We start from the raw sequence: 20,607 nt of genomic DNA, 5'->3' as shown, positions 1-20,607 counted from the left end.
ACGACGCAAGGCTTTTATAGCCCCCTCCCCCGGCGCGGCGAGGGGGCAAGGCGCGGCTACTCGTCCGCCCCCGGGTCCATCCCCGGGAACAGCACCTCGGTATAGCCGAACTTGCTGAAGTCGGTGATGCGCGACGGATACAGCCGCCCGATCAGGTGGTCGCACTCGTGCTGCACTACGCGCGCATGAAAGCCCTCGGCATTGCGGTCGATGCGTTCGCCCTTGGGGTCCAGCCCCTGGTAACGGATCAGCGTGTAGCGATTCACCGCGCCGCGCAGGCCGGGCACCGAGAGACACCCCTCCCAGCCCTCCTCCATGTCGTGCGACAGCGGCGTAATGATGGGATTGAGCAGGATGGTGCGAGGCACCGCCGGCGCATCGGGGTAGCGCTCGGAGCGGTCGAAGCCGAAGATCACCAGTTGCAGGTCCACGCCGATCTGCGGCGCGGCGAGGCCGACGCCACCGGCGTCGTGCATGGTGTCGAACATGTCGGCGATCAGCGCGTCGAGTTCCGCGCTGCCGATCATGGCGTCGGGCACCGGCGGCGCCACGCGCAGCAAGCGTGGGTCGCCCATCTTGAGGATCTCGCGGATCATGAAAAACCTCGCCTCGTTAACCTGTTCGCCGGCCACCGTACTCCCGTCCGGCCGAACCGATAGTTTACGCATCGATGGTGACGCAGGTGCACATGGCGTCACTTGGCCATTCGACCAAAGGCTAATGATGACCGGCGCATAATGGCATTGACCACCGGGGCCACCGAGACGACCCTTGCGGGGGACTAGCCCAGGAGCCATCGCCCATGTCTACCGCTGCCGCTGTCAAACCCAGTCCCGCGGGCAAGATCCTGTGGGTGGTCATCGCCATCGTCGGCGCCTGGTGCCTGGGCGTGGTCGCCCTGCGCCGCGGTGAGCCGATCAATGCGATCTGGCTGGTGGCCGCATCCATCGCGGTATTCGTGATCGGCTATCGCTTCTACAGCAAGTTCATCAACGACAAAGTGCTGTGCATGGACCCCAGCCGGGCCACGCCGGCGGTGCTGCGCAACGACGGCCTGGACTACGTGCCTACCGACAAGTGGGTGGTGTTCGGCCACCACTTTGCCGCCATTGCCGGCGCCGGTCCGCTGGTTGGCCCGGTGTTGGCCGCGCAGATGGGTTACCTGCCGGGCACGCTGTGGATCCTGTTCGGCGTGGTGTTTGCCGGCGCGGTGCAGGACTTCATGATCCTGGGCTTGTCAGTACGCCGCGACGGTCGCTCGCTGGGCAACATGCTGCGCGACGAGCTGGGGCCGGTGGCCGGCGTGGTGGCCATGTTCGGCGTGCTGGTGCTGATGATGATCGTGCTGGCGGTGCTGGCGCTGGTGGTGGTCAAGGCGCTGACGCACAGCCCCTGGGGCACGTTTACGGTGGCCTGCACCATTCCGATTGCCCTGCTGATGGGCGGTTACCTGCGCTGGCTGCGGCCGGGCAAGATCCTCGAAGTATCGATCGTGGGCCTGGTGCTGCTGCTCGCCTCGATCTGGTACGGCGCGCATGTGGCGGCCTCGCCGACGTGGTCGGCCGTGTTCGACTTCGATGCGAAGTCGCTGGCCTGGCTGCTGATCGGCTATGGCTTCTGCGCCTCGGTGCTGCCGGTGTGGCTGCTGCTGGCGCCGCGCGATTACCTTTCCACCTTCCTCAAGATCGGCACCATCCTGCTGCTGGCGCTGGCCATCTTCCTGGCCGCGCCCACGCTGCAGATGCCGGCGGTGACCAAGTTCATCGACGGCACCGGCCCGGTGTTCCAGGGCAACCTGTTCCCGTTCCTGTTCATCACCATCGCCTGCGGCGCGGTATCGGGCTGGCATTCGATCATTGCCTCGGGCACCACGCCCAAGCTGCTCAGCAACGAGGGCGAGGCGCGCATGATCGGCTACGGCGGCATGCTGATGGAGGCCTTCGTGGCCATCATGGCGTTGATTGCCGCCTGCTCGCTGCACCCGGGCGTGTACTTCGCCATGAACTCGCCTTCCGCCCTGATCGGCACCACGGTGGAACAGGCTGCCACCACCATCAGCCAATGGGGCTTCACGGTGACGCCGGATGACCTGCTCACCACCGCCAAGAACATCGGTGAGCACAGCGTGCTCAGCCGTGCCGGCGGTGCGCCGACGCTGGCGGTGGGCATGGCCCAGTTGCTGCACGGCATCATTCCCGGCGAGGGCATGATGGCGTTCTGGTACCACTACGCGATCCTGTTCGAAGCGCTGTTCATCCTCACCACGGTGGATGCCGGCACCCGCGTCGGCCGCTTCATGATCCAGGAGATCGCCGGCCTGGTGTACAAGCCGCTGCAACACACCGAGTCGTGGACCGGCAACCTGCTCGCCACCGCGATCTGCGTGGGCCTGTGGGGCTACTTCCTGTACCAGGGCGCGGTCGACCCGCTGGGCGGCATCAACACGCTATGGCCGCTGTTCGGCATCGCCAACCAGATGCTTGCCGCGGTGGCGCTGATGCTGGCCACCGTGGTCACGGTGAAGCTCAAACGCGAGCGCTACGTGCTGGTGCCTGGCGTGCCGGCGATCTGGCTGGTGGTGTGCACGCTCACCGCGGGCTGGGAAAAGGTCAGCGGCCCGATCAGCTTCACCGCCGCGGCGCAGAAGTACGCCCAGGCACTGGCTGATGGCAAGCTGCTGGCTCCGGCCAAGACCGCCGAGGAAATGCAGCGCATCATCACCAACAACTATGTCGACGCCGCGCTGACCGGCATCTTCATGCTGCTGATCCTCACCATGCTCGGTTTCGCCATCACCGCGATCCTCAAGGCATGGCGCATCAACCACCCGACCGCGCACGAGGAACCGTACGTGGCACTGGGAAGCGTGCCCACCCGCTGAGGGCTGCGACCATGAAAGCGAACCTGCAAGCGATCCGGAGGTGGGCGGTACAAACCGCCCGCCTCTGCTGCGGCGTACCGGACTACGACGTGTACGTGAAGCACCTGCGTGAACACCATCCCGAACGCCCGGTGCCCAGCTACAAGGAGTTCTTCCGCGAGCGCCAGATCGCGCGCTACAAAGGCACCGGCGGACGCTGCTGCTGAGCTGGCGGCAGCTCTCCCCAAGGCCATGTCCCGCAAGGAACATGGCCTTTCTTATGGCGGCCCCAAACGCGACACTGGGCTTTCCATGCCATTCCCATCATTATCGCCCCGCGAGCAGGCACCGCCTGCGCCACCTGTTTCACCATGACCGAACACCATCTCACCAAGCCAACCTCCGACGTCGAAGCCCAGCACAGCATCGGCCTGCGCATCATCGCCATCTACAAGGCGATCAAGACGGTGTGCCTGATCCTGGTGGCGGCATTCGCCTTTCACCTGGATCGCGAGCAGAACTTCGAGAAGCTGGTGCACTGGCTGGAACACCTGTCGCTGACCGACAGCAACGGCCTGCGCTGGCGCCTGGTCGAAGTGCTGCAGGAGTGGGGGCCGAGCAAGTTCGTCGCCATCGGGCTGGTCGCGCTTGCTTACGCGGCTATTTTCGCCACCGAGGGCACCGGGCTATGGCTGCGCAAGCATTGGGCGGAATGGTTCACGGTGATTGCCACCGGCTCGCTGATTCCGCTGGAGTTCTACGAGACGCTGCATCGCTTCACCTGGCTGAAGCTGGGGGCGTTGGTCGCGAATGTCGCGATCGTGGTGTATCTGGTGAGGATTGCGATGCAGCCCAGGCCGGGGAAGGTTCGCTGACGGGCGCTGATGATGGGTTGAAAGCAGCGTGCTTCTCTTCGTCATCCCTGTAGAAGCAGGGACCCAGTGAAAGCGTTCTTGATGGTGGGATGGTGGCGTTATCGCCAGCGTGCTCGCCTGCGGCGGGCTTCCGCCCTCTTGCCGGAGGCCGGGTTACTTCTCTTTGCTTGCCCACGCATGCGCAGGAGCGCATGCGAACGGCGAAGCCGCCCCGAAGGGCGAAGAGCAGGATGCCCGGAGTCAAGAGAAGTGACCCGGGCCGCGGCAGCGGCTCGGGAGCCCGCCGCAGGCGAGCCCAGTCGCCACCACGCCATAACCAGGCGCACAGTCACTGGCTCCCTGGTTCCACAGGGATGACGAGCAAGTAGCCCCCCAGTGAGGCAACTAGCCCCATTTACGCCCCCCTGAAACCCACCAAAACACCCCCCACCTAGGACAAGGTAAACTTGGTCGTTTCCGTCACCGCGTACGAGCTTCGAATCCCGATGTCCACCGAAAACGCCACCGTTGAACCCATCACCTCGCCAGCCACCCCGCAGGCCGAAGGGCAACGGGCTGATCTGCAAAGGGATTTCATCCGCCAGATCATCCGGGAGGACCTGTCCACCGGCAAGCATCACGCGATCCGTACGCGCTTTCCGCCCGAGCCCAACGGCTATCTGCATATCGGCCACGCCAAGGCGATCTGCCTGAATTTCGGCATTGCCTCGGAGTTCAGTGGCTGGTGCAACCTGCGCCTGGACGACACCAACCCCGGCAAGGAAGACCCGGAGTTCGTCGAGGGCATCAAGGACGACGTGCGCTGGCTGGGCTACGAGTGGCATGACCTGCGCCACGCCTCGGACTACTTCGAGGTGTTCTACGACTCGGCGATCAAGCTGATCAAGGATGGCGTGGCCTATGTGGACGATCTCAATCCGGAGGAGATGCGCGCCTATCGCGGCACGCTGACCGAGCCGGGCCGCAATTCGCCATACCGCGATCGCAGCGTGGAGGAGAACCTCGACCTGTTCCGCCGCATGCGCGCCGGCGAGTTCGCCGACGGCGCCAAGACGCTGCGCGCGAAGATCGACATGGCCTCGGGCAATATGAACATGCGCGACCCGGCGATCTACCGCATCCGCAAGATCGCCCACCAGAACACCGGCGACGCCTGGCCGATCTACCCGATGTACGACTACGCGCACTGCCTGTCGGACGCGCTGGAAGGCATCACGCACTCGCTGTGCACGCTGGAGTTCGAAGACCACCGCCCGCTGTACGACTGGTTCGTCGACAAGGTGGACCTGGTCAATCATCCGGAGCTGTGGCAGCACCTGCGCGAGGGCGGTTTCCGCACCGAGCCGGACAAGCCGCGACAGATCGAGTTCTCGCGCCTCAACCTGTCCTATTCCATCACCAGCAAGCGCAAGCTCGCGCAGCTGGTGAACGAAAACCTGGTGGATGGCTGGGACGATCCGCGCATGAACACGCTGCGCGGCCTGCGTCGCCGTGGCTTCACGCCGGCCGGCCTGCGCCTGCTGATCGAGCGCCTGGGCGTGAGCAAGCAGAACAGCATCATCGACTATTCGATTCTCGAGAACTGCATCCGCGAGGATCTCGATGCCACGGCGCCGCGTCGCATGGCCGTGCTCGATCCGCTCAAGCTGGTGATCACCAACCTGCCGGCCGGGCACGAGGAAACGCTGACGTTCTCCAATCATCCCAAGGACGAGAGCTTCGGCACGCGCGACGTGCCCTTCTCTCCCGAGCTGTGGATCGAGCGCGAGGATTTCGCCGAAATTCCGCCCAAGGGTTTCCACCGCCTGAAGCCCGACGGTGAAGTGCGCCTGCGCGGCGTGGGCATCGTCAAGTGCAACGAGATGGTGAAGGACGCCGCCGGCAATGTCACCGAAGTGCGCTGCACGCTGGACCTGGAATCGCGCCACGGCATGCCCGGCGCCGACCGCAAGGTGAAGGGCACCATCCATTGGGTAAGCGCCAGGCATGGCGTGGCTACCGAAGTGCGCGTGTACGATCGCCTGTTCAACGTGCCGGCGCCGGACGATGAAAGCGATGGCAAGAGCTGGATCGAGCACATCAACCCCGATGCCAAGCGCGTGGTGCGCGCGTGGCTGGAGCCCGCGGCGGCGAATGCCGCGCCGGAGCAGCGCTACCAGTTCGAGCGCCTGGGTTACTTCGTGGCCGATCGCATCGACCACAAGCCCGATGCGCCAGTGTTCAACCGCACGGTCACGCTGCGTGACACGTGGGCGAAGCAGGCCGGCTGACACAGGCATCACAGGGAGAGTCACATGCTTCGTCTGCAGATTCACTTGACGTTGCCGCCGTGGATCGGCGAGGTGGTTGATGCCGGCAAGCGCTACGTCACCGACGAGGAGCGCGTGGGCCTGGCCATCGAGCTGTCGCGCCACAACATCGAGCATGGCCATGGCGGTCCGTTCGGTGCGGCGGTGTTCAATGCCGAGGGTCGACTGGTGTCGGTAGGCGTCAACCGCGTGGTGCCGCAGACCTGTTCGGTGGCGCATGCGGAGATGATGGCGTACATGAGCGCCCAGCAGCGCCTGTCCAGCTTCCGCATCAACGAGGATGGCGGTCGCTACACCCTGGCCACCAGCGCCCAGCCGTGCTGCCAGTGCTATGGCGCCACGGTGTGGGCCGGTGTCGACGAACTGCTGATCGGCGCCCGCGCCGAGGACGTGGAAGAACTGACCGAGTTCGACGAAGGTCCGCTGCCCGCCGACTGGGTGGGCGAACTCGAACGCCGCGGCATTGCGGTGCGTCGCGATATCCTGCGCGAGCGGGCACGCGGCGTGCTGGCGGTGTACGGCCAGAGCGGACAGCACTATTGAGCCGCCTGCGCGCCGCGTTGCCGCTGATCCTGCTGGTCATCGCCGGCATCGTGTTGTTCAGCTCGGGCCTGCTCGATCGACTGCATCCGGAGCAGCTGGTCACCCATCAGACCCAGCTGCGCGCGAATATCGCGGATGCGCCCTGGCTCAGTCGTCTCGCCTATATCGGCCTGCTTACCCTGGCCATGTCCACCGGCATTCCGGGGACGGTGATCATCATCATGGCGGGCGGCTTTGCCTTTGGCGCGGTGGAAGGGAGCATCTACTCCTCCATCGGGCTCACCCTGGGCACGCTCATCCTGTTCCTGGCCAGCCGCTACGCCTTCGGCACCGGCAGCAAGCACCCGCCGGCGCTGGTCGACAAGCTGCATCACGGCTTCGAGCGCCATCCGACGGCCTACACCATGTTCTTGCGCTTCGTGCCCGTGGCGCCGTTCGGGCTGGTCACCGTGGCGCTGGCGTGGCTGCGCTGCCCGTTGTGGCTGTTCATGGGCGCCAGTTGGCTGGGCGGCACCGTCTCCCTGATTTTTGAGACGTCCATCGGCGCCGGCCTGGGCGAAGCGCTGGCCCGCAGTCATGGGCATTTCGGATTTTCCCTGCTGATGCAGCGGGCGGTCTGGCTGCCTTTGAGCGCCATCGGTGTGCTGGCCCTGCTGCCATTGCTGGTCGAGCGGCTCAGCCGCTATCGGCGTGAGAAGGCGCACCCGCCCCAGCCCGAACACACGGACCCCTAGGCACTCGGCCAATGAGCCAGCTGCCGCTGCTCTGCGAATCGCGCTAGGCTGACCCCGCTTGGCGTACAGAGCGCCGGATGGGGTGACGGCCAATGGGTGCAGGGGCGAACTCCCGGGCAGTTCGGTGGTGGAGGCGCACGTCGCTGATGCAGCGACTAGCCCTTGTTGCGCTCGTGCCCACCCTGGTGACCGCCACGCTGCTGGTCGCCATGCTCACCCAGCACCAGCTGGCCAGCCTGCGCAGCATGGCGCAGAACACCGCCGATGCCATCGCCACGCAGGCCGCCTCGGTAACCGCCGCGCCCCTGCGCGACATGCAGCGCCGCGAGCTGGTGCGCATTGCCGAATCCATTGGAGAACTGCCCCACGTCGCGCGCGTGCAGATCCGCGCCGCCGATGGCGAGATCCTTGCCGATGAACTGGGACGCAGCGGCGTCAACAACACCGAAACGCTGACGGTGATGCGCGACGTGGTCGATACTGACCAGCCAGGCCACCCCGTGCTGGGCTCGGTAATGGTGGATGTCAGCCTAAGCGACGCCATTGCCGCGCAACATGCCAGCCTGCAGCACGCCTTGATCGCCCTGCTGGTCAGCCTGCTGGTGGCCGCGGTGATCGGCTGGCAGGCCGCGCGATGGATCAGCGCGCCGCTGCGCCGCCTGGTCGCCGCCGTGCACCAGCTCGGTCGTGGCGACCGTCATGTGGAGGTGGAGGTCACCGACCAGAGCGAGATCGGCGAACTGCAACGTGGCTTCAACAGTGCAGCCCTGGCCCTGTTCGACGTGCAACGCGGCATGGAAAAAGAGATCGAGCACGCCACCGTGGAGCTGGCGCGCAAGAACGCCGCGCTGGAAGCGGCCAGCGTCGCCAAGGCGCGCTTTCTCGCCGCCGCCTCGCACGATCTTCGCCAGCCGCTGTATGCGCTTACCCTGTTCTCTTCCTCGCTGGCCGTGGACGAACGCGACCCGGTGCGGCTCGACCGCATCGCGCACATCCAGGAGTGCGTGGAGGCACTCGATCACCTGTTCAGCGAGTTGCTCGACCTGTCGCGCCTGGAAACCGGCGCGATGCAGATCGAGATCACCGAATTCCCGCTCGACCAGGTGTTCGAGGAAGTCAGCCGCAACTTCCGCATGATCGCCGAGCAGCATGGCCTGCGCCTGATCATGCGCGCCACCAACCTGTGGGTGCGCAGCGACCACACCATGCTCGCGCGCATTCTCAACAACCTCGTCAGCAACGCGTTGCGTTACACCAGCAAAGGCGGCGTGCTGGTGGTGGCGCGCCGGCGCGGCGATGGCACGGTGCGCGTCGATGTATGGGACACCGGCAGCGGCATCGCCCCCGAACATCAGGCGCGCGTATTCGACGAGTTCTATCGGGTGGAATGCCAGAACGGCGGCGAACACGACACCGGCCCGCGCCGCGGCCTGGGGCTGGGCTTGGCCACCGTGCAGCGCCTGGCGGAACTGCTCGACACGCAGGTGCAGCTGCAGTCGAACCCCGGGCGCGGCAGCGTATTCAGTTTTCACCTGCCGGAAGTGCCCCCACAAGCGCTGTCGAGTCCACCCGCCGACGAAACGCCTCTGGACGTTTCCGGCATGCGCGTGCTGGTGGTCGACGACGAGCCGGCCATCCTCTCGGGCATCCGTTACCTGCTGCGCAGCTGGGGTTGCGAGGTCGCGGTCGCCGAGGATCGCGTGCAGGCCTTGCAGGCCGCCGAGGAATGGCCGGCACCGCCCGATATCGTCATTTCCGATCTCCGCCTGCGCGATGGCGAAAGCGGGCTGGACGTATTGGCCGCGCTGGATCAGCACTATGAGCGCGACGGCAACGCGCCCTTCTCGCGTTTGCTCATCACCGGCGAAACCCGCAGCGATCGCCTTCGCGAGATCATGGCCGCCAAAATCCCGGTGCTCTACAAGCCGGTATCGCCCGAGCAGCTGAAGGAAGCCATGATGGTGGCGTGGAATGCCGCGCACGCGACCGTGGCCTGACGCCAGGACCGCACATCGTCATGCCAGACGACGCGCCAGCAACCAGTCGCCTGGCAGAAAACGAAGGAACAGGTCATCGACAAAATCGCCGCCTGGCGCATCCGCCTGGGGCTCGCCGGTCAGGTAGAGGCCACACCAATGCAGCCTGCGCGATGCCACCACCGGGTTCGCCAGCACGCCATCGAGGAATGTCTGCAGACCACGCTGGAACGCCGGCAACGACTGCACAAAGTCGAACACTACGCGCCGGCCGTGAGGCTCACGCTGCATCGCCAGCACGGCCAGCGCCACCCGCCGCAACTGCTCGTCCAAGGCGTTCCACGGCACGTCCACGCGCCCATCGCCCGGCATCGCGGGTAGTCGCGCGCCCAGCGCCCGATGCAACACTGCCGGTGGCAGCGCGGCCCTGAACGTCGCATACCCCGGCAACGCATCCAGGCCGGTCATCACCACATAGAACGGCAGCTGCAGCTGCATACGTTGGGCGGCCTCGCCGGCCAAGTCACACAGCGTCGCCGCATACGACTCGACGGCCGGCGTCGGCCCGAGCAGGCTGTGCGCGGCGGCGCAAAGCACCATGCCGTCGAGTGGCAGCTTGCGGCGCTCCCGCGCCAGCAAGGCCAGTGCCTGTTCCCAGGGCGCCTCATCGCCGCGCACACCATCCGCCTCCGGCATCAGGTGCTGGCCGGGCTCGATGGCGATCAGCGATCGAAACACCCACCAATGCCAGGGCTTGGCGACCTCCTCGCCGGAGAACTCCCGTGCATGCGGCGCATGTGCTGCCGCGCGCAGCAGTCCACGGACATTCGCCGCGCTGTCGCCCAGGAACAGCAACCACGGGTGTCGGGCTAGCCGCCGCCATGCCCGGCGTCGGCGAAACGGATGAAGTATCGCGCCACGCGCGTGCCGCGCAGCGTCCACGATGGCGGCCCATAGCTCGCCCGCGCCATAGCCGGCCTGCGGATCGGTGGCCAAGCGGTTGTGTCCACGCTTGAGCACCAGTTCGTGCCAGGCCACCGTGGCGGCCCAGCTGAGCGCCCCGGCGATGACCACCGCGACCGCGGCCAGGTACCAGGCCTGCGTGGACATCGCGCTGCTCACCACCGGGGCAACGAAGGCGAGCAGTACCAGCAGCACGACCGAGCCGGCCACGAAGGGAGCGGGCCGGCCCATCCAGGCCGCCTGCAAATGGTTCACCGGCGCCCCGGGCGCGCGATAGGGCTGTGGCGTGATGGCATCGCGCTGCAGCGACTGCAGCAACGCCTGCGCATTCACACAGGATGGACAATGCAGCGCCTTGATCCGTCCCAGCTCGCCCTGGTCGCCGCGCTCGTAGTAGTACTGCCCGACGAAGCCGAGCAACAAGGCCATGCCGTAGACCTCGCGAACCTCCTCCGCCTGGCTTCCCAGCCCGGCCAGGTGGTCGAAGAATTCGCTGGCCGCGCCGCCGGTATGGAACAGCGCCAGCTGCAGGGGCGCGACATGATCCCACGCGTCGTCGTGGCGCCCGATCATCTCGTCGAACCACGCCACCACCGCAAAGCCGGCCAGCTCGACATCGGTCGGCGCCTTGCCCTCGACCAGCGCAAGCTGGCGCCCCTGCGCGAGCAGCGCCTGCGCTTGAGCCTGCACCGTAGCGAGATCGTCAGACAGCGCATGCGCGCTGGCCTGCTCGTCAATCAGCAGTCCATAGGAAAACAGGGGCAAGAAATATTCCAGTAACCGCATGGCGCCTAGGGCCATGCCGGATGGCCGGGCGCGCAGCGAGAAGCTGCGGTCAGTCCCTCGCTGCCACACCACGCCTGTTGATTCGGATACCCGCCGATCTGCCTGTTCATGCATGCGTCCCACCCACAGCACTGGCAACGCCACCGCCTTGCCTCAAGCACGGTACGCATGAGTCCCCCATCGCAGTGTCTTGATTGTCGCGAGCATGCGCGGGGGCAGCCATATCACCTTGTGACTAGGCCTTTCGTAAGCGCCATGCGGTTGCCGTATCGGCGAGCTGGGGCTATGTTGCGCAGGCGGGTATGCGGCAACGGGAGCGCAGCATGACGCCATGGGGGATGACATGCGCATACTGATCGCGGACGACCATCGATTGATCGTCGAAGGGGTCAAGCTCAAGTTGGGCGAGCTGGGACCCGACACCGAATTTGTCATCGCCATGGACATGGCCGAACTGCGCGAGGCGCTCCATGCGCCGGAGGCATCGTCGCTGTCGCTTGCCCTGATCGACCTGGCGATGCCCGGCGTGCGGGGCAGCGAGCATCTTGCCGAAGTGGTCGAACGCTTGCCTGGCGTGCCGGTCATCGTGTTGTCCGGCTCGGAAGATCCGGCCCTGATGAAGAGCCTGCTGGCGATGGGCGTGCAGGGTTTCATCCCGAAAGCCTATTCGCCCGATGTGATGCTGTCGGCGGTGCGGCTGGTGCTCTCCGGCGGCGTGTACGTGCCCCCGCTGTTGCTGCAGGAGCGGACGGACGGTGCCACACCCTTGCCGGCGGCCACCACCAGCGCAGCGCCGCCGCCATCGTCGCTCGATTCGCTCGAAGAACGCCTGCGCAAACTGCTTACCGAACGCCAGATCGACGTGCTGCGCCTGCTTTCGCAGGGCAAGCCCAACAAGTTGATCGCGCGCGATCTGGGTATCAGCGAGGGCACGGTGAAGATCCATCTCGCCGCCATCTTCCGCGCGCTCAACGTACGCAATCGCGTCGAGGCAGTGGTGGCATCGCGCCGGATAAGCGGGCTTTAGGGCTTTCACCTGGCACTAACAGCACTCGCGTATCCTCGCCCACACGACCACGACCCCGCCGTTTCCGGGCGGGAGTATCCGGCGGTCCCCGGGGGATGCCGCGTTGCCGAGCAGATGGATCCCAAGCCATTGGCCCTGGCCTGTCAGGTCGACATCCGTCTGGCTGCTTTGCGCCTGCCTGATCACCGGCTGCCTGATTGGCACCGGGCCAAGCGTGGCGGCTCCTGCACCCAGTGGTAGCAGCACGCATATCCGCGCGTTGACCTTTGGCATCCTGCCAATAGGCGGTCCCTCCGAATCGCTCGAAGCCTGGCGCCCCATGCTCGACGATCTCAGCCGCACCCTGCACCTGCCCATTCACAGCCTTTCGGTGAGCACCTATGAAGGACTCGGCCAGGCCATGGCCGAGGAACGCGTGGACTTCGCCTTCGTGTCCGGTCGACTGGCGCTCGATGCGGTCACCCAGGACCACATGCAGGTGATTGCCCAGCTGGCCCGAGGCAATGGCTCGCGCGGCTATTACTCGGTGCTATTGGTCGCCAAGGACTCGCCACTGCACAGCATCGACGACCTGTTCCAGCAACCGGGGCGATTGCGCTACGCGCGGGGCGAGGTGTTGTCGGTATCGGGCTACCTGGTGCCCGAAACGCAGCTGTTCGCCAACCGGCGGCTCGATTCGGACACCTTCTTCGTCAACGTGAGCGTGGACAACCACCAGAACAATGCGCTGGCCGTGGCCAACAACGAGGTCGACGTGGCCACCAACAACACGGCCGACCTGGAACGTTTCTCCAAGCGCTTTCCCGATCAGTACGCGAAGCTGCGCGTGCTATGGACGTCCAGCCTGATCCCGCATGCGGTCATCGTGATACGCACGGATCTGCCGGCGGACCTGCGCCAGCGCGTCGCGACGGCGTTGACCACCTATGCCAAGGGTAAAAACGCCTCGGCGGAGCTGTCCAAATTGCAACTGATCCATGACATCAGCGGATTCACCCCTGCCGGCAATGAAACCCTGGTGCCGTTTGCCGACATCGAATTCAACCTGGAGCGGCGGCGCGCCTACAGCGCGCAGTGGGTAAGCGATGCCGCCATGCAGGCGCGGCTGCACAAGATCGATGCCGAGCACGCGGCCCTGGTGAAGCGCCTGATGGCGCCTACCACCCCGCCCTGAATCCATCGGTCTCGTTCACGCGGCAAGGCCGGCTGCCTTGCCGCGCGCCGCCGGTTTAATGCTGCATATCCTTGATGTTCATGCTCTGCCCATTGGGCATCACCATGTCACCCGGCTTCTGGCCCGCCGCGCACTGCCCCACCCAGCGGCCCGTGCTGGTGATCGTCATGTCGCCCTGCCCCATCATCGCCGGGTCATACGTCACATGGCCCTGGGTCTGGTAGGAGGTATCGCCCTCGAAGCGCGTTTCGCTATGGCTGGTCATGCTGACCGGGCCATTGGGACCATCCATCTTGCAGACGGCATCGGACACCACGGTGGTGCCTTCCACGTGGATATCGAACTTGCTGCACATGTGGCCGCTCATCTGTGCGCCCATCTTGTACATCGCCTGGTCGGTATCGGCATCAAGGCAAAGCTTCATCAGCTGCGGCTGGCCGCCCATGCCGGTGGTCTGCATTTCCCACAGGCCGGGCTTGCGCTTGGGCATGTTGGCCGGGAGATCCTGCGCCAGGGCGATGCCGGTGATACCCAGCAAGGAAACAGCAAGCAAGCAACGACAACGAGCGGACATAAGGGTCTCCATGGACCGGACGGGCCATACGGGTGTGCAAGGTAGCGCCAAATCGGCTGGCCGTCATGCAACGCTGCCGCAAACGATCCACTGCTTGCTGACGCCGGCCTGTCGGCAAGGGCAGATAGACCGTTTGCACTACGGCACCTGGCGCTAGAACGAAGTGCGTATCGTCGCCCCTGCTACGATTCTTTAGAGTGGCCTCCATGGCACGCTCCGCCGGAGATGTGCCTTTGTGCCTCACTGCCGCGGGTCCACCATCATGCAGCCGACTCAGGTCATGCCCTGCCGCTGGACACCAGGCCAGAAGCCATCACGCTTGCCGATGGCAGAGGCCTGAGGCATGGAGCCGCGCGCCCGCCTGCTTCCCCGCCTGTTCATCGATGTCGTGCTTCCAGGCACGATCGCCGCGTTGGCGTTGGTTCTCGCGTTGTGCGTCCAGCAGGTGCATAACCTCGGCGAACGCGCCGACGCAGCCATCGCCCTGCGCATGGAACGCATCACCCGTCAGCTCTCGAATGACGAGAGCCATTCGCCGCAGGACGCCCTGGATCGTGTCTTGCGCGAAGGACAAGCCGACCAGTTGCGTCGAATCGAACTTCATCGTTCCAACGGCGGCGTCTGGAGCAGCGGCACCGCACCTGCCGACGGCGTCGCCACCTATCGCAGCGAGCTGGATGGTCGCGACAACAGCGCGTCCTGGCTCAGCATGCAATTCGATACACGCCCGTTGCAGCGTGCCAAGGGCATGGTGTGGCTGCTGGGCAGCCTGTGCGCGGCGGGCATCATCGTGCTGGCCTGGCTGTCCCGGGTCACGCTTCGGCATCGCGTGCTGGAGCCGCTGTCGCATATCCAGGCCTCGCTGCAAGAGCTGGCCCATGGCCGCCACCCGGGAACGGACACCACGCCGGTAAGCGCGGAGTTCAGCGAGATCACGCAAACCGTGCAGCAGCTGTTCGATGTCGAGGAAGAGCAGCGGCGCGACTGGAGCGCCATGCAGCGCGACAACGCCGTCGAAGCGCTTGACCGCTTGCGCCAGAGCCAGGCCGCCACCCGCAGCAAATCGCAGTTCATTGCCCTGGTCAGCCACCACTTCCGCCAACCCCTGCAAGCGCTGGAACTGTTCGCCGGCGGCTTCGACGCCCATGCCAACGATGAGCAGCAAGTGCTGTTCCGGCAGGTACGCGCCAGCATCGCCTCGATGACGCGCCTGCTCGATGCCCTGCTGGAGATATCCCGGCTCGATGCCGGCGTCATCGCGGTCAAGCCGGTCGGCTTCACCGCGGCCGAGCTGTTCATGCGCGACCGCACCTCGCTCAACCACGAAGCCGCGCAGCAACAGGTCGCGCTGGTATGGCGCGGCAGCCATCATCACCTGCACGGGGACGCCGACGTCGCCGCCAACCTGCTCTACCAGTTGGCCAGCAATGCCATCATCAATGCACCGCACGGCCGCGTGCTGATCGCGGCCCGTCGCCGCGGCCAGTCGATCCGCATCGAAGTACGCGACAACGGTCCGGGCATTGCCGTGATTCACCAGCAGCGGATTTTCGAAGAATTCGTCCAGCTGCAGACCGGCGAGAACGAACGTCGCAACGGTTATGGGCTGGGCTTGGCCATTGCCGAGCGACTGGCGCAACTGCTGGGCACCCGGATCGGCCTGCGCTCGGAACCCGGCCGCGGCAGCACCTTCTGGTTCGACCTGCCCCGCATGCCGGTGATGGAAATCCATTCCCAGCCGCGCAGCCGCCCTTCGACCACCTGGCGACAGGCGAGCTGACGGCCCCGGGATCGCCTTCGCTCCACGCAGACGACCAACAAAAAAAGGACCCGCGTCTCCGCGAGTCCTTCCATGCTTTGGTGGGCCGTCCGAGATTCGAACTCGGGACCAATAGATTAAAAGTTCTCAAGAAAATCAATAAGTCATTGAAAATCCTGCGAAGCTTAACGAAGCCTTGTATAGACAAATAAATTTTGCAATCAGTAGCTTAGCGGAGACTGGCGAAAGATTGACCAACTGACTGCTGTACCTCCAATGTACTGAAATCGCCTTGTTTTGTATCGTATATCGATACACGGCAATATCATGATAAAGACCTTCGCCAACAAGGATACGGAAGTCCTGCTCAGTGGCGCGCGTGTCCGGCGCTTCGTGAACATCGAAGAAGCGGTCCGCCGCAAGCTGGAATATCTCGATGCGGCGGTGGTGCTGGAAGACCTTCGCGCTCCCCCAGGTAATCGGCTGGAAGCGCTCAAGGGTTACCGGGCTGCTCAGCACAGCATCCGCGTGAACGACCAATTTCGACTGTGTTTTCGCTGGAAAGACAGTGACGCCTATGACGTGGAAATTTGCGACTAGCGCTGACGATGAAGACAGGAACGATCATGGCTACCAAACTGCTGACGCCAGTACACCCCGGCGAAATACTCCGTGAGGGGTTCATGCGCCCACTCGAACTGTCGAGCAATGCACTCGCTCGCGCCATCGGCGTAACCCCTGCACGGGTGAACGACATTGCGAACGAAAGGCGTGGCATCACTGCCGACAGCGCCCTGCGCCTAAGTCGTTACTTCGGCACTACGCCGGAGCTGTGGATGAACCTGCAGAAGCGGTACGAGCTAGAAACAGCCCGTCGCGAGTTGCGCGACACACTGGCCCACATCCAGCCTCGCGCAGCCTGAGCGCACGCAGGTCAAATGGAAATTCGATTGTTCGCAGGCCAGTACAAACCGATCTCTGTGCTCAATTGGAGGCGAATTCAAATGTTCGCCGTGCCATCTATGGGCAATCGCGATCTAACACCCATTACGCAAAGCTTCGGCGATAGCACGACGAGAAGGTCTCGGGAAAACGCTTGGAATAGAGCCCTCGAAGGAACTCTGCAATGAGCGCGATCCCATTTACTGACCGCGAGTTGAAGCGTGCCTGGCGAGAACTTTCCGCCATGGCCTTACCAGCGGCAGGTAATACGCGCACGAACCCACACCGCTTGCTGCTCTTCTATGCAGTGGAGTGCGGCTTGAAAGCGGTATGGCTCAAGAGGCAGAACCGCAGCCTATTCGATCGCAAAGATATAGAAAGAACCGGCCACAACCTGCGCCACGTGCTTAAAGAGCTGAAGGTGGGGACCGGACTATCACTACCTGAAGCTTTACAGCTTCAGCCTGTGACGCAGAACGGTGCTCAGGAACCCCGCAAGGGCGACATCAACATCCTGCACCAAGCTTGGCGCTATGGCGGCAAATGCACGTCCCCCACCGACAACGATTGCGAGAGCAAGCTGGAGCAGGTGTTGAACTGGATTCAAGGAGAACTCAAATGAGCATGCAATCAGATGCAGCCGAGCGTTTGCTAACCTGGCTGGACGTTGAACGCTTGCTCAAGCAACGCACTGCGTTGTGGACCCAACTGCCCGAAGGCGTGCAAGGTATCGACTGCTTTCCCAGTGGAATGGAGGTACGACACGCTGTCAAAGCTGAGTCGGTGGACGACTGGCTAAGCCACGTCTTTGGCAATGCCTATCAACCCGAGCATCGTTCAATCAGGCTGCGCATTGGCGAAGCCAGCTACCCGGTAGAGTTGATGCTGGATACTGAAGGTGCTGCGCCTATTGCGGGGCAAAGCTACCCGCTGTGGCGCGATGTCACCTATTTACCCACCGGTGAGGCGACCATAGCTGCGGATCTTGCCATGCATTCGCCTGTTCGCCCCCTGGCAAACACCCCAACGGGCTGGGAAACAGGTCCTGACTTGGTCTCATTCCATTCGTTCAAAGGCGGTGTCGGTCGCACCAGCGCCCTCATGACCTACGTTACGGCATGCATGCAGAGCCCCGGCTCCGGCCCAAAAAGAATTCTCGTGGTGGACGCGGACCTGGAGGCCCCTGGCGTCAGCTTCTGGTTAGACGATGTCAATCGGCCCACGGTGTCCTTCGTGCAATTGATGGAAGCTTTACACTACCCTCCTGCAGGGCTAGAGGCCACACTGGATTTCTTTGCGCAAGAGTTGAGCAAAACCTCGCTCAGCGTAGGAGGAATGCAGCGCCAGCTATTTGTATTGCCGGCAGCCTTGGACTTGGCTGAGATCCAGGACATGCCGGTGGCGCCCGAACACTTAGCGCGTAACCCGGCCAACCCCTGGCAGTTGTCAGATCATTTGCATGCCCTTGGCCGGCGGCTGAATGTAGATGCTGTGTTCATAGACCTACGAGCGGGTTTGAGTGAACTGGCAAGCCCCATTCTGTTTGACCCCCGAGTGGATCACTTCTTCGTCAGCACCATTGCACCGCAATCGGTGCATGGTATGGCAGAAGTATTGCGTCGCTTGTATGCCTTCAATCGTCAGCTGCCTTCAGCTCAGCAAGAGAGCGCGCGTCCCACGCTGGTGTTGAGCCTGCTGACTAAGCAGCTTCGCGACACAGACCATTATGAGCAGGCACTGAAAACCCTAGGCGAGGCGTATCCCACAGATGATGCGCTGACATCCGGCGTGCAGTGGCTGGAAGCCGAGTTCCTGGAAACGCTCATGTCCATTGGGTCGATGCGTGAAGCATTAGACGCATTGCCCAAGGCCAGCCGCCTGTTTACCAGTGCGAGTGAATGGGCTGATGCTCTCTATGCCGCGCCCCTAGCAGAATCGCCGGCTACGACTATCGGAGGGTCCAGTACCACAAGTTCGTCAAGGCAGGAACAAGCAAGAAGACTGCATGAGGTCTGCAAGGCTGCCGAGTTCGCTGACAGCAGCACTACGAATGCAATATTGGCCACTGAGCCGTTGCTCAATCTCGGCAAGCATTACGCCAACGATTTACCCAACCTATGGATGATCGGTGCCAAAGGAGCAGGAAAAACGTTCACGTTCCGCCAAGTAGTGGGAAACCGCACATGGCAGAGCTTCTTGAGCAAGTTGGGGTTCGCCAAACCGAACACAACCGACGCCGCAATCTTTCCGGCGCTGTGGTCCGATAACATCGAGGACAAGCCCGATGGAGAAATCAAACTAGCGCAAGGATGCACACTTGACCTCATTCAAGGCGACAAGCAGCTTTTGCTTAGTGCGAGTGCTGTTCGGCGACTGATTGAAGACGCTCGCAAGTCACCACCTGATCACTGGGAGGACTTCTGGGACGGTCTTATCGCCCGTCAGTTCGGCCTGTCGGAGGGCGGACTGCGGGCAGTAAACGAATCACTTTTTACGCATCACGCGCGAGTGGTACTCGTTTTCGATGGCATTGAAGATGCGTTTAAGGATGCCAATGAGGGCAATGCTACGGAGGCTATCCATGCCTTGCTGCGTTTGCCGAATCGCATCAGCGAGCTTGAGAACCGACGCATCGGCGCCATAGTTTTCGTGCGAGCAGATTACGTGCAGACCGCGATCCGCCAGAACCTGGGCCAGTGGCTGCAACGCTTCCAACCGTTCCGCCTGCAATGGAATCCTGAGAGCTTCTTGCGTTTGGCCTTCATGCTGAGCTGCCAAGCCGGCATTCACACTGCCGAGCCAAAGTCCGCGGAATCCTTGCGCATCGAAGATTTGAAGATTGAGTTGGAACGCCTATGGGGTAAAAAGCTCGGTGGCGAAAAATCTAAAGAGGCGCACTCTGCGCGATGGGTTTATGCCGCGCTGTGCGATTTAAAGGGTAACGTGCAAGCACGTGACTTAGTCCGCTTCTTGAAGATTGCTGCTGATTTGGAATCGACACGAACGGGGCAAACATGGCCTGATCGTGTCCTTACACCAGAATCCATGCGCAAGGCCATCCCTAATTGCAGCACAGAGAAGGTAACTGAGGCTAAGTCAGAAATTGCCCCCCTGAGAAGATGGATAGAACTCATGGAGCAGCAAGGCATCCACGACCTAAAGGTGCCGTTTAGCCAGGAACAGGCACAGCTGGATGCAAACCTTCTTGGTTTGTTGAAGGAAATCGGCGTGATCTATGAAGACGTCGACGGCAACTTGAATGAAGAGCGACTATTTCTCCCTGAAATTTACCGATACGGGCTAGGCTTCGCCACCTCGGCAGCTGGGCGACCGCGCACACAGGCTCTGCTGAAAAAGAATATTGGCTCCATTCCGCTCTAAAGCGAGGGAATGGGGCCAAAGTCCGGAAACTCGACTCAACACAAGCGCTCTTACTGCCATCAATTTTCTGCATGCAGAAGGTTCTATGTGATAAATGACGGCGACAGCCTATCCTGCAATAGCTTTCGCAACCTAACGAGTCTTCTGCATGCAGAAGAAACACAGCAGGTTTGGCAGAGGACCAGCGCTTCAGAGTTGAAGTCCGCGCGTAGCCCGCGAAAGCGGGCTGTATGGGCACCTGGCTTCACCGACAGAAAAAGAGCGCATCCGGCGGAGGGAACCCCTCCGCCACCTCCCTTTGCTCGGCTCACAGTTCTAGAGGGTGCGACGAGGTACTAGCGATTTCCTTCTGCATGCAGAAGAACTCTCTTATCGCCAGCGGAGGCTCGTTCAGCAATGGCGACATACCCGAGCTGGCCAGGTGCGCGATCTGCCATCAATGCCCCACCCCATTGCCCTTCTCCCGCCGACCACGCGGGCGCTATGCGCCCGCCCTTCCCAAAGCAGTGACCCATCCACGGCCTGAAGGCCAGCCGTGCAGCCAGCGCCTGCGCTGGCCCCTTTTCGGATCACACCGCGCTCGATGCGCTTCGTTGCGTTGGCAGCCACACCCTGCTCGTGGAGCGATTCGGCAAACTGCTTGGACCGGCCAGAGTTCTGTAGACACTTACGAGCCGCTTTGCGCGTAGCGCCGTTCAAACTCT

17 protein-coding genes are annotated in these 20,607 nt (G+C 63.3%); 14 read left to right on the top strand and 3 right to left on the bottom strand.

Features of this window, described 5'->3' with window-relative positions; translation table 11 throughout:
* Positions 1 to 56: 56 nt before the first annotated feature.
* Positions 57 to 596 (bottom strand): peptide deformylase, encoded by a 540-nt coding sequence (def, locus tag MJ606_RS16295; protein WP_243050607.1) that lies wholly within the window; start codon positions 594 to 596, stop codon positions 57 to 59.
* A gap of 206 nt (positions 597 to 802) precedes the next feature.
* On the opposite strand from def, the gene MJ606_RS16290 reads away from it, so the two are divergent.
* The 7 genes from MJ606_RS16290 (at position 803) to MJ606_RS16260 (ending at position 9,318) form a co-directional block, all read left to right on the top strand.
* Positions 803 to 2,881: a carbon starvation CstA family protein gene (locus tag MJ606_RS16290; RefSeq protein ID WP_243050606.1), complete on the top strand. Its 2,079-nt coding sequence runs from the start codon at positions 803 to 805 to the stop codon at positions 2,879 to 2,881.
* Positions 2,882 to 2,892: 11 nt separating this feature from the next.
* Complete coding sequence (locus tag MJ606_RS16285; protein WP_243050605.1) at positions 2,893 to 3,087, top strand: YbdD/YjiX family protein; 195 nt, start codon at positions 2,893 to 2,895, stop codon at positions 3,085 to 3,087.
* Between the two features lie 144 nt (positions 3,088 to 3,231).
* Positions 3,232 to 3,735: a DUF2127 domain-containing protein gene (locus tag MJ606_RS16280; RefSeq protein ID WP_243050604.1), complete on the top strand. Its 504-nt coding sequence runs from the start codon at positions 3,232 to 3,234 to the stop codon at positions 3,733 to 3,735.
* Between the two features lie 485 nt (positions 3,736 to 4,220).
* A complete protein-coding gene (locus tag MJ606_RS16275) occupies positions 4,221 to 6,005 on the top strand; it encodes a glutamine--tRNA ligase/YqeY domain fusion protein (RefSeq protein ID WP_243050603.1) in 1,785 nt (594 codons plus the stop codon).
* A gap of 24 nt (positions 6,006 to 6,029) precedes the next feature.
* Positions 6,030 to 6,587 carry a nucleoside deaminase gene (locus MJ606_RS16270; RefSeq protein ID WP_243050602.1) on the top strand — a complete coding sequence of 186 codons (558 nt, stop codon included), beginning with the start codon at positions 6,030 to 6,032 and terminating at the stop codon, positions 6,585 to 6,587.
* Complete coding sequence (locus MJ606_RS16265) at positions 6,584 to 7,321, top strand: VTT domain-containing protein (protein ID WP_243050601.1); 738 nt, start codon at positions 6,584 to 6,586, stop codon at positions 7,319 to 7,321. Before MJ606_RS16270 ends, MJ606_RS16265 begins: the two co-directional genes overlap by 4 nt.
* Positions 7,322 to 7,467: 146 nt before the next feature.
* Entirely contained in the window at positions 7,468 to 9,318 is a 1,851-nt protein-coding gene (locus tag MJ606_RS16260; RefSeq protein ID WP_243050600.1) for a hybrid sensor histidine kinase/response regulator, read from the top strand.
* Positions 9,319 to 9,336: 18 nt separating this feature from the next.
* Here the strand turns inward: MJ606_RS16260 and MJ606_RS16255 are convergent, their stop codons facing one another.
* Positions 9,337 to 11,046, bottom strand: a complete 1,710-nt coding sequence (locus MJ606_RS16255; protein WP_279236941.1) for a type VI secretion protein IcmF/TssM N-terminal domain-containing protein — start codon at positions 11,044 to 11,046, stop codon at positions 9,337 to 9,339.
* 343 nt (positions 11,047 to 11,389) lie between these two features.
* Here MJ606_RS16255 and MJ606_RS16250 point away from each other — a divergent pair, with 343 nt between their 5' ends.
* On the top strand, positions 11,390 to 12,073 hold the full coding sequence (locus MJ606_RS16250) for a response regulator transcription factor (protein ID WP_243050598.1): 684 nt from the start codon (positions 11,390 to 11,392) through the stop codon (positions 12,071 to 12,073).
* A 214-nt stretch (positions 12,074 to 12,287) separates the two neighbouring features.
* Entirely contained in the window at positions 12,288 to 13,247 is a 960-nt protein-coding gene (gene phnD / locus MJ606_RS16245; protein WP_243050597.1) for a phosphate/phosphite/phosphonate ABC transporter substrate-binding protein, read from the top strand.
* A gap of 55 nt (positions 13,248 to 13,302) precedes the next feature.
* Here phnD and MJ606_RS16240 read toward each other — a convergent pair whose 3' ends face one another.
* Positions 13,303 to 13,821 (bottom strand): DUF3617 family protein, encoded by a 519-nt coding sequence (locus tag MJ606_RS16240; RefSeq protein WP_243050596.1) that lies wholly within the window; start codon positions 13,819 to 13,821, stop codon positions 13,303 to 13,305.
* A 343-nt stretch (positions 13,822 to 14,164) separates the two neighbouring features.
* Here MJ606_RS16240 and MJ606_RS16235 point away from each other — a divergent pair, with 343 nt between their 5' ends.
* From MJ606_RS16235 to MJ606_RS16215, 5 genes are all read left to right on the top strand, one after another.
* Positions 14,165 to 15,601: a HAMP domain-containing sensor histidine kinase gene (locus tag MJ606_RS16235; protein ID WP_243050595.1), complete on the top strand. Its 1,437-nt coding sequence runs from the start codon at positions 14,165 to 14,167 to the stop codon at positions 15,599 to 15,601.
* Between the two features lie 306 nt (positions 15,602 to 15,907).
* Entirely contained in the window at positions 15,908 to 16,180 is a 273-nt protein-coding gene (locus MJ606_RS16230; protein ID WP_243050594.1) for a type II toxin-antitoxin system RelE/ParE family toxin, read from the top strand.
* 26 nt (positions 16,181 to 16,206) lie between these two features.
* On the top strand, positions 16,207 to 16,503 hold the full coding sequence (locus MJ606_RS16225) for a HigA family addiction module antitoxin (RefSeq protein WP_243050593.1): 297 nt from the start codon (positions 16,207 to 16,209) through the stop codon (positions 16,501 to 16,503).
* 203 nt (positions 16,504 to 16,706) lie between these two features.
* Positions 16,707 to 17,144, top strand: a complete 438-nt coding sequence (locus tag MJ606_RS16220; protein WP_243050592.1) for a hypothetical protein — start codon at positions 16,707 to 16,709, stop codon at positions 17,142 to 17,144.
* Positions 17,141 to 19,903 (top strand): hypothetical protein, encoded by a 2,763-nt coding sequence (locus MJ606_RS16215; RefSeq protein ID WP_243050591.1) that lies wholly within the window; start codon positions 17,141 to 17,143, stop codon positions 19,901 to 19,903. Before MJ606_RS16220 ends, MJ606_RS16215 begins: the two co-directional genes overlap by 4 nt.
* Positions 19,904 to 20,607: the final 704 nt, after the last annotated feature.

This window comes from Dyella sp. RRB7 (genome assembly GCF_022761115.1).
Lineage (GTDB): Bacteria > Pseudomonadota > Gammaproteobacteria > Xanthomonadales > Rhodanobacteraceae > Dyella.
The sequence above is the reverse complement of the archived record's forward strand: the minus strand, read 5'-3'. Positions and strand labels throughout refer to the sequence as shown.

Excerpts from the sequence above, each read along its gene's own strand:
- MJ606_RS16235 (WP_243050595.1), top strand. The coding sequence starts at position 14,165 with ATGGAGCCGCGCGCCCGCCTGCTTCCCCGCCTGTTCATCGATGTCGTG.
- MJ606_RS16220 (WP_243050592.1), top strand. The coding sequence starts at position 16,707 with ATGAGCGCGATCCCATTTACTGACCGCGAGTTGAAGCGTGCCTGGCGA.
- MJ606_RS16260 (WP_243050600.1), top strand. The coding sequence starts at position 7,468 with ATGCAGCGACTAGCCCTTGTTGCGCTCGTGCCCACCCTGGTGACCGCC.
- MJ606_RS16290 (WP_243050606.1), top strand. The coding sequence starts at position 803 with ATGTCTACCGCTGCCGCTGTCAAACCCAGTCCCGCGGGCAAGATCCTG.
- MJ606_RS16280 (WP_243050604.1), top strand. The coding sequence starts at position 3,232 with ATGACCGAACACCATCTCACCAAGCCAACCTCCGACGTCGAAGCCCAG.
- MJ606_RS16275 (WP_243050603.1), top strand. The coding sequence starts at position 4,221 with ATGTCCACCGAAAACGCCACCGTTGAACCCATCACCTCGCCAGCCACC.
- MJ606_RS16250 (WP_243050598.1), top strand. The coding sequence starts at position 11,390 with ATGCGCATACTGATCGCGGACGACCATCGATTGATCGTCGAAGGGGTC.
- MJ606_RS16285 (WP_243050605.1), top strand. The coding sequence starts at position 2,893 with ATGAAAGCGAACCTGCAAGCGATCCGGAGGTGGGCGGTACAAACCGCC.
- MJ606_RS16230 (WP_243050594.1), top strand. The coding sequence starts at position 15,908 with ATGATAAAGACCTTCGCCAACAAGGATACGGAAGTCCTGCTCAGTGGC.
- MJ606_RS16255 (WP_279236941.1), bottom strand. The coding sequence starts at position 11,046 with ATGCGGTTACTGGAATATTTCTTGCCCCTGTTTTCCTATGGACTGCTG.
- MJ606_RS16240 (WP_243050596.1), bottom strand. The coding sequence starts at position 13,821 with ATGTCCGCTCGTTGTCGTTGCTTGCTTGCTGTTTCCTTGCTGGGTATC.
- MJ606_RS16270 (WP_243050602.1), top strand. The coding sequence starts at position 6,030 with ATGCTTCGTCTGCAGATTCACTTGACGTTGCCGCCGTGGATCGGCGAG.
- MJ606_RS16225 (WP_243050593.1), top strand. The coding sequence starts at position 16,207 with ATGGCTACCAAACTGCTGACGCCAGTACACCCCGGCGAAATACTCCGT.
- def (WP_243050607.1), bottom strand. The coding sequence starts at position 596 with ATGATCCGCGAGATCCTCAAGATGGGCGACCCACGCTTGCTGCGCGTG.
- MJ606_RS16215 (WP_243050591.1), top strand. The coding sequence starts at position 17,141 with ATGAGCATGCAATCAGATGCAGCCGAGCGTTTGCTAACCTGGCTGGAC.